At 70.4% G+C, this 7,050-nt stretch carries 6 protein-coding genes; 3 read left to right on the plus strand and 3 right to left on the minus strand.

What is annotated here, in order from left to right:
* Positions 1 to 523 (plus strand): OmpA family protein (locus VGR37_03395; GenBank protein ID HEV2146439.1); only part of this gene is annotated, 523 nt, incomplete at its 5' end.
* Between the two features lie 222 nt (positions 524 to 745).
* Here the strand turns inward: VGR37_03395 and VGR37_03400 are convergent.
* Together VGR37_03400 and VGR37_03405 are read right to left on the minus strand one after the other, a co-directional pair.
* Positions 746 to 2,611, minus strand: a complete 1,866-nt coding sequence (locus VGR37_03400; protein HEV2146440.1) for a cation:proton antiporter — start codon at positions 2,609 to 2,611, stop codon at positions 746 to 748.
* Between the two features lie 310 nt (positions 2,612 to 2,921).
* The gene (locus VGR37_03405; GenBank protein HEV2146441.1) at positions 2,922 to 3,203 is read right to left on the minus strand and encodes a phosphoenolpyruvate carboxylase; all 282 of its coding nucleotides are present in this window, start codon (positions 3,201 to 3,203) and stop codon (positions 2,922 to 2,924) included.
* An 8-nt stretch (positions 3,204 to 3,211) separates the two neighbouring features.
* Between VGR37_03405 and VGR37_03410 the strand changes: the two genes are divergently transcribed.
* Both VGR37_03410 and VGR37_03415 read left to right on the plus strand, forming a co-directional pair.
* Complete coding sequence (locus tag VGR37_03410; protein HEV2146442.1) at positions 3,212 to 3,562, plus strand: helix-turn-helix domain-containing protein; 351 nt, start codon at positions 3,212 to 3,214, stop codon at positions 3,560 to 3,562.
* 3 nt (positions 3,563 to 3,565) lie between these two features.
* Positions 3,566 to 4,087, plus strand: coding sequence for an SRPBCC domain-containing protein (locus VGR37_03415; protein HEV2146443.1), 522 nt, complete (start codon positions 3,566 to 3,568; stop codon positions 4,085 to 4,087).
* Positions 4,088 to 4,217: 130 nt separating this feature from the next.
* Here VGR37_03415 and VGR37_03420 read toward each other — a convergent pair whose 3' ends face one another.
* A complete protein-coding gene (locus tag VGR37_03420) occupies positions 4,218 to 6,989 on the minus strand; it encodes a phosphoenolpyruvate carboxylase (protein HEV2146444.1) in 2,772 nt (923 codons plus the stop codon).
* Positions 6,990 to 7,050: the final 61 nt, after the last annotated feature.

Raw genomic sequence — 7,050 nt, forward strand, 5'->3', positions numbered from 1 at the left:
GCGCGCCGCGGCCGAGGCGGCGGCGCGGGAAGAGGCCGCCGCCCGGGCGGCGCGCGAGGCGCAGCAGCGTACGGCCGAGGCCGAGCGTCGGCTCTACGAATCGCTCCTCGACCTGGATCGGCTGATCGCCAACGTGACCGGGATCCAGGAGACCGAGCGCGGCCTGGCGGTGGTGGTGGGACAGGGTCTCTTCGCCACCGGACAGTCTTCCCTCTCTCCCCGTGCACGGGACGAGGTGGGCCGTATCGCCGCGGTGCTCCAGCAGTTCCCCGAGCACCGGATCTCGGTGGAGGGGCACACCGACGCTGTGGGATCAGAGGTCGCCAACCAGCGCCTCTCCGAGCAGCGCGCCGCGTCGGTTCGCGCGGCCCTGATCGCGGAAGGAGTCGATCCTGCCCGCGTGGACGCCGTCGGCTACGGAGAGAGCCGCCCGGTCGTGGGCAACGCGACCCCGGCGGAGCGTGCGCAGAACCGGCGCGTGGAGATCGTGATCCTGGGTGCGCGGCGGCCGGCGGGCCGGTGAAGCAGCGGGAACGGTCACTTCTCCGCGCGCGATCGGGTGGGGCCGGACGCTCGGACAGAGCCACGCGGAACATGTCGCCCAGGTGGCAGACCATCTGGGGCGCCTTCATTCGGCCCCAGCGCGGCTCACTGTCGGGCGCGACCGCGCGCGGGGCTACGGCATGGATGCGCGCGCGGAGCACCGGCAACGGTCCGCCGCCCTGCATCCGCAGCTTCCAATTCTTCACGCCTCCCCATCATTCATTGCCGGCTTCCATCCCGCTGCGCGCAGGTGTCGGCGGGTAGCGTCCATCTGCGACCGGAGCAGGCCCAGCATGACGATGTCCCTGGCGCGGATCCTGGTCGCATCGGTCACGGGGCAGGTACTGCCGTTTCGGACCATCGCGAGCGGGAGGACCGCGGCCTCCATCGGCTCCCTCCCTTCCGCGCCGGTAGGGGGGAGAGTGACCTCCCCATCGCCCGCGTATGCCCACGCCTCCACTGTGGCGGCGTCCTGCTGAAATCCCCGGCTCCATTGGTCGATGTCGATGGGTGAGCCGAAGAGCACGGAAGCGCCGTTCTCGTGGACCTGCTCGTTCTGCACGCCAGCCTTGCCCCGGTAAAGTACCACCGAGACCTGCGGCACCCGGAATTGCTCGCGCGCCTTGCGCGCCAGCAGCAAGTTGACCCCCTCGTTGGTGGTGGCGGCCAGGAAGCCGTGCCGCCCCTCGACGTCTGCGCGCAGGAGCCGGCTCTCGTCGTTCGCGTTCCCGAGGATGACTTCCAGCCCCTCTTCCTCGGCAGCGCGGACGTTCCAGCGGTTGCTGTCGACGAGCGTCACGCTCTCCCCTCCGGCGTCCAGCAACCGCGCCAGGGTGCGCCCGATCGCGCTCGCTCCGATGATCACGTATCCGTTACGTGGCCGCCGCACCCCCAGAGCGTTCGCCACCAGCCCGCCCGAGAGGCCCTGTATCACCACCGTTGCCGCGATCACCAGGAAGACCAGTGCCCGCAGCTCCCTCCCACCGGCGACGCCCTGCTCGGTCAGAGAGTGCGCGAACAGCGAGGCCACGGCCGCAGCCACGATCCCCCGCGGCCCGAGCCAGGCGATGAAACCGCGCTCCTTCCACGACAGGATTGATCCGGCCGTGCTCACGCCTACCGCGAGCGGCCGCACGACGAGCATCAGCGCAAGCACGGTCATGATTCCCCCCCATCCCAACGCCACCACTTCCTCGAGGCGCATATCGGCAGCGAGCAGCACGAAGAGGAGCCCCACCAGCATGACCGTGAGGCTTTCCTTGAACTCGCGCAGCTCATGCGAGAGTCCAGTCTCCATGTTCCCCACCACGAGCCCGGCCGCTACCGCGGCCATGATTCCGCTCTCGGGGAGGATCGCGTTGCTTGCGGCGTACAGGGCGAGGACCAGAGAGAGGGTGAAAACGTTCTCCATCCCTTCCGAGATCAGCTTCTCCGCGCGGATCAGGTAGCCGATCAGGAACCCGCCTCCTCCACCCACCGCGGCGCCGACCAGCAGCCGCGCGGGGAGCCCGAGGAGCTCCACGGTCGTACTGGGCCCGGTAACGAGAACCAGCTCCAGGGCGACCACCGCTACGATCGCTCCGATGGGATCGATCAGCACTCCCTCTGCTTCGAGGATGGTTCCGACGTTGCGGCTCACCCGGATGCGGCGCAGTAGCGGAGTGATCACCGTCGGGCCCGTGACGATCACCAGGGTGCCGAACAGGATCGCCATCGTCCAGCTCCACCCCATGAAGAGCCGTGCGGCGAGCGTACCCCCTGTCGCTGTCACTACCGCGCCGACGGTGATCAGGAGGCGTATCGTCCTCGCCTCCTTGCGAATTCGGGAGATGTTCAAGCTCAGCCCACCCTCGAACAGAACCACCGCGACGGACAGGCCCACGAGGATCTCCAACGCGTGGCCCAGAGTGTTCGGACGGATCACGTTCAGGCTGTCGGGACCGAGCAGGATCCCGGCGAGGAGGAGGAGCACGATGCCGGGAACGCGGAGATGGATTGCCAGAATCTGCGCGATCATTCCCGCCGCGAGGGCGAGGGAGAAGGTCAGTGCAGGGTTGTCGAGCGTCATGCATTCCCATTTCGGCTCCGGCGCCGCGGGAGAGCGGGAGCCGGAAAGGAGAAGTGGCCCGGGCGCGGAATGATCCTCCGGGCAGCGGCGCCGACCGGACCCGGAGTAACGGGAGACCCACGCCGGAAGAAAGGGGCGCCCGCACAGGCGATCGCAGCACCGTCTGCGGGGAGGCAGGGTTGCCAGAGGTGTGCCAGTCGCCACCAGGTGCACTCCGCGTCGGAGTGCACCTCGCGCTGTACAGGACACCCGGTTTTTTTGGACAACCGATCGGGATAGGCTGGAGGGGTCCAGAGGAGCGGAGACAGTTTCACCCGGTACTCCGCAGCCCCGCCGAGATCCCGTTGATGGTCGCCGCGATGGCGGAGTTCAGCTCGCTCTCCTCGCCCGCGCGTTTGCGGCGCAGCAGGCTCACCTGCACCAGGTTCGGCGGTTCCGTGCCCGTTCCAGGATCTCTCGCGCCGCTCGGCTCCCCGACTCGATCGCGGGCCGACACGACCTGAGCGATGAGGCATCCGGCTTCACGGCGACCGCGCTCGTGCCGGGTCGCTGAAACGAGACCCTTGCGCGGGGGGGAGCCGTGGCATAACATACAACCAAATGGTTGTACGTCCTACGCTCAGCGATGCGGAGATCGACCGCGTCTTTCACGCTCTGGCCGATGCGACCCGACGAGACATCGTCGCGCGGGTCATGGCCGGGGAGGCGGCATCGATCTCAGCCCTCGCGGCGCGGTACGACATGTCCTTCACAGCGGTGCAGAAGCACGTCACGGTACTGGAAGGAGCGGGACTCGTGACGAAGCAGGCGCAGGGCCGCGAGAGAATCGTCTGCGGCAACCCGGAGCGAATCGCGCGGGCGCGCGATCTACTCGCTCAGCTCGAGGGCCTGTGGAGGGCCCGCTTCAGTCAGCTCGACCGCGTGTTCACCCACCCCAACCACCAGGAGTGAGCCATGCCCATCAAGTCCGTCACCTCAGACAAAGACGCCCTCACCCTGACCGTGGTCGGCGAGTACCCCGTTCCGGTCGAGCGCCTTTGGGAGGCGTACGCCGACCCGCGCCAGTTGGAGAGGTTCTGGGGGCCGGAAGCCTGGCCCGCCACCTTCACCCGGCACGACATGACGGTTGGCGGCCGCTCCGAGTACTACATGACCGGACCGGACGGCAGTTCGTCGCGCGGCTGGTGGCGCTTCCTGGCGGTGGAGCCGGTCCGCCGGATCGAAGTCGAAGATGGCTTCTCGCACGAAGATGGTCGTCCGAACGAAGACATGCCGTCGATGCGGATGGTGTTCACGTTCGAGCCGACCTCCACCGGTTCGCGGTTCACCAGCGTCACCCACTTCACCAGTCTCGAGTCGATGGAGCAGCTGGTGGAGATGGGAATGATCGAGGGCCTGAAGTCGGCGCTCGGGCAGCTGGACGACGTGCTGGCCGAACCCGCATCGGCAGCGGCGGGCCGCACCACTGTCGCGTAGATCCTCGACTACGGCCCAGCCGGACGAGGTGCACTCCGAGTCGGAGTGCACCTCGCGCTGTACAGGACACCCGGTTTTTTTGGACAGCCGATTGGGATCAGCTGGAGGGGTCCAGCGAGCGGAGATAAGATCACCCGGTATTCCGCAGCCCCGCCGAGATCCCGTTGATGGTCGCCGCGATGGCGTAGTTCAGCTCCTCGCTCTCCTCGCCCGCGCGCTTGCGGCGCAGCAGGCTCACCTGCACCAGGCTCAGCGGGTCCACGTACGGGTTGCGCAGGCGGATGGAGCGGGCGAGCACCGGGTTCTCGTCCAGGAGCCGATCCTGCCCGGTGACGCGCAGCACCATCCGCCGGGTGCGCTCGAACTCCTCCACCACGCGCCCGAACACCCGCTCGCGCAGCCCTTCGTCCTCCACCAGCTCGGCGTAGCGGCGCGCGATGGAGAGGTCCGCCTTCGCCATCCCGATCTCCACGTTGCGGACCAGGTCGTGGAAGAGCGGGAAGTCCCGCATCATCTCCCGCAGCAGCCGCTCGCCCCCCTCCTCCTCCTCCACGAAGCGCTCCAGCGCGTACCCCACCCCGAACCAGGCGGGGAGCACGTGCCGGCTCTGCATCCACCCGAACACCCAGGGGATGGCGCGCAGGTCGTCCAGCCCGCGGGTCTCGCCGCGGCGCGCGGGGCGGGAGCCGATGCGGGCGTGCTCCAGCTCGCCCACGGGGGTGGCCTGCTGGAAGTAGGCGAGCACCTCCGGGTCGTCGGCCACGTGCTCGCGGTAGAAGGCGAACGCCGCGGCGGACATGCGCTCCATGGCCTCCTCCCAGCGCGCCTCCCGCTCCGGGTCGGGACGCTCCGTGCGGGCGAGCGCGTCGAGCGAGGCGGCCACCATCAGCTCCAGGCTCCGCTCGGCGAGCACGGGGTCGGCGTACTTCCAGCCGAGCACCTCGCCCTGCTCCGTGATCTTGATCTCACCGTCGAAGGCGCCCGGCGGCTGCGAGGTGATGGCCCGGTGCGTGGGCCCCCCGCCGCGCCCCACGGTGCCGCCCCGGCCGTGGAAGAGGCGCAGCGTCACCCCGCACTCCCGCGCCACGCGGTGCAGCTCGCGGTGCGCCTTGTAGATCTCCCAGGTGCTGGTGAGCATCCCCCCGTCCTTGTTGGAGTCGGAGTAGCCCAGCATCACCTCCTGGGTGCGCCCCCACGAGTCCAGCAGCCGCGCGTAGTCGGTGCGTGTCCAGAGCGCGCGGCAGACCTCCGGCGCGTTGCGCAGGTCCTCGATGGACTCGAAGAGCGGCACCGGCATCAGCCCCGGGTCGTCGCCCTCCGCGGCCACCCGCACCCCCGCCAGCCCCGCCAGGCGGACCACGGCGAGCACGTCCTCCACGGAGCGGGCCCCGCTGACCACGTACGTGCGGACGGCCTCCGGTGGATAGGTGCGTTTCAGCTCCGCCACGGTCCGGAGCGTCTCCAGCAGCCCCACGGTGTCGGGAGAGGGCGGGGGAGGGAGCGGCGGCGACTCGTCCTCCGCGCCCCCGGGCGAGCCGAACAGCTCCCGGAGCGCCCGCTCGTGCACGCGCGCGTGCTGCCGCACGTCCAGCGCGTGCAGGTGGAACCCGAACGTCTCCACCTTGCGCAGCAGCGGGCCCAGGAGGAGGCGGGCGAGGCGCTCGCCCCGGTTCCGGACCAGGCTCTCGCGCACCAGGCGCAGGTCCTCGGCGAAGGCGGCCGCGTCGGGGTAGGCCTGGGGGTCCCCCGGGTCGTTGCGCGCGGCGCGTAGACGCCACCCCGCGTAGCCCAGGAAGCGGCGGTACACCTCGGTGGGGGCGCGGGTCTCCGGGGTGGGGTCGAGGGAGGGGATGCTCGCCCGGTACCGCTCCAGCGCGGCCTGCAGCTCCGGGGTGACCGGGACCTGGAGCGTGGAGGCGCTCAGCCGCTCCACCAGCCCCTCCAGCGCCTCCACGTAGTAGTCGAGGACCGTCTCGCGGGCGAGCTGGAGCGCCTGGCGCGTGACCTCCGGGGTGACGAAGGGGTTGCCGTCGCGGTCCCCGCCGATCCAGGAGCCGAAGCGCACCACCTGCGGCAGCTCGCGCGGGGAGAGCTCCTTCCCGTAGGCCCGCGCGAAGGCGTCGGCGATCTCGAAGTACAGACGGGGGAGGGTGGGGATGAGGACGCCGGGGTAGTAGTCGAGCCCCATGCGGACCTCGTCGAGCACCGTGGGGCGTTGCCGGCGCACCTCGTCCGTCTGCCAGAGCGCGGTGATCTCGGCCGCGATGGCGGCTTCCTCCTCGGCGGCCTCGGCGTCGGTGAGCGGGAGCCGGTCCAGCCGCTCCAGCGCGGCGGAGATGCGGGCGCGCTTGAAGAGCACGGTGCGCCGCGACACCTCCGTGGGGTGCGCGGTGAAGACCGGCACCACCTGCACCCGGCCGAGCGCGTCGAGCACGGCGTCCCACCCCAGCCCCGCGTCGCGCAGGCGGAGCAGCGTGCCGTGAAAGGTGCCCGGCTGCGGCGGCTGGTCCGCGCGGAGGCCGGAGGCGCGCCGGCGCCGCTTGCGGTGCTGCGTCTCGGCGAGGTTGGTGAGCTCGAAGTAGATGGAGAACGCCCGGGTGAGCCGGTACGCGTCGCGCACCTCCAGCTCGCCCACCCGCGCCTCCGCCCGCGCCATCAGCTCATGGCGCGCCTCGTCGCCGGCGCTCCGCTCCCGGTGCGCGATGGCGAGGTGGCGAAGCTCCTCCACCACGCCGAAGAGCTCGGCGCCCTCCTGCTCGCGGATCACCTCCCCCAGGAGCATCCCCAGGGAGCGCACGTCCCGTCGGAGCGGGACCTCCTTCAGGTCGCCTTCGTCCGCGGTCAGCTCGGCGAGCCGGCTCGCCTGGGCGTCCGCCTTCCAGTGGGGGTCTGTCTCGGCCATTCGCGAGCGCTTCGGGTGATGGAGGATGGCAGCGGCACGCCCGCAGGGCGTTCCGCCATGT

Source organism: Longimicrobiaceae bacterium (assembly GCA_035936415.1).
GTDB lineage: Bacteria > Gemmatimonadota > Gemmatimonadetes > Longimicrobiales > Longimicrobiaceae > JAFAYN01.

Coding starts and splice junctions, on each gene's coding strand:
- VGR37_03415 (HEV2146443.1), top strand. CDS start 3,566: ATGCCCATCAAGTCCGTCACCTCAGACAAAGACGCCCTCACCCTGACC.
- VGR37_03410 (HEV2146442.1), top strand. CDS start 3,212: ATGGTTGTACGTCCTACGCTCAGCGATGCGGAGATCGACCGCGTCTTT.
- VGR37_03420 (HEV2146444.1), bottom strand. CDS start 6,989: ATGGCCGAGACAGACCCCCACTGGAAGGCGGACGCCCAGGCGAGCCGG.
- VGR37_03405 (HEV2146441.1), bottom strand. CDS start 3,203: ATGTTATGCCACGGCTCCCCCCCGCGCAAGGGTCTCGTTTCAGCGACC.
- VGR37_03400 (HEV2146440.1), bottom strand. CDS start 2,611: ATGACGCTCGACAACCCTGCACTGACCTTCTCCCTCGCCCTCGCGGCG.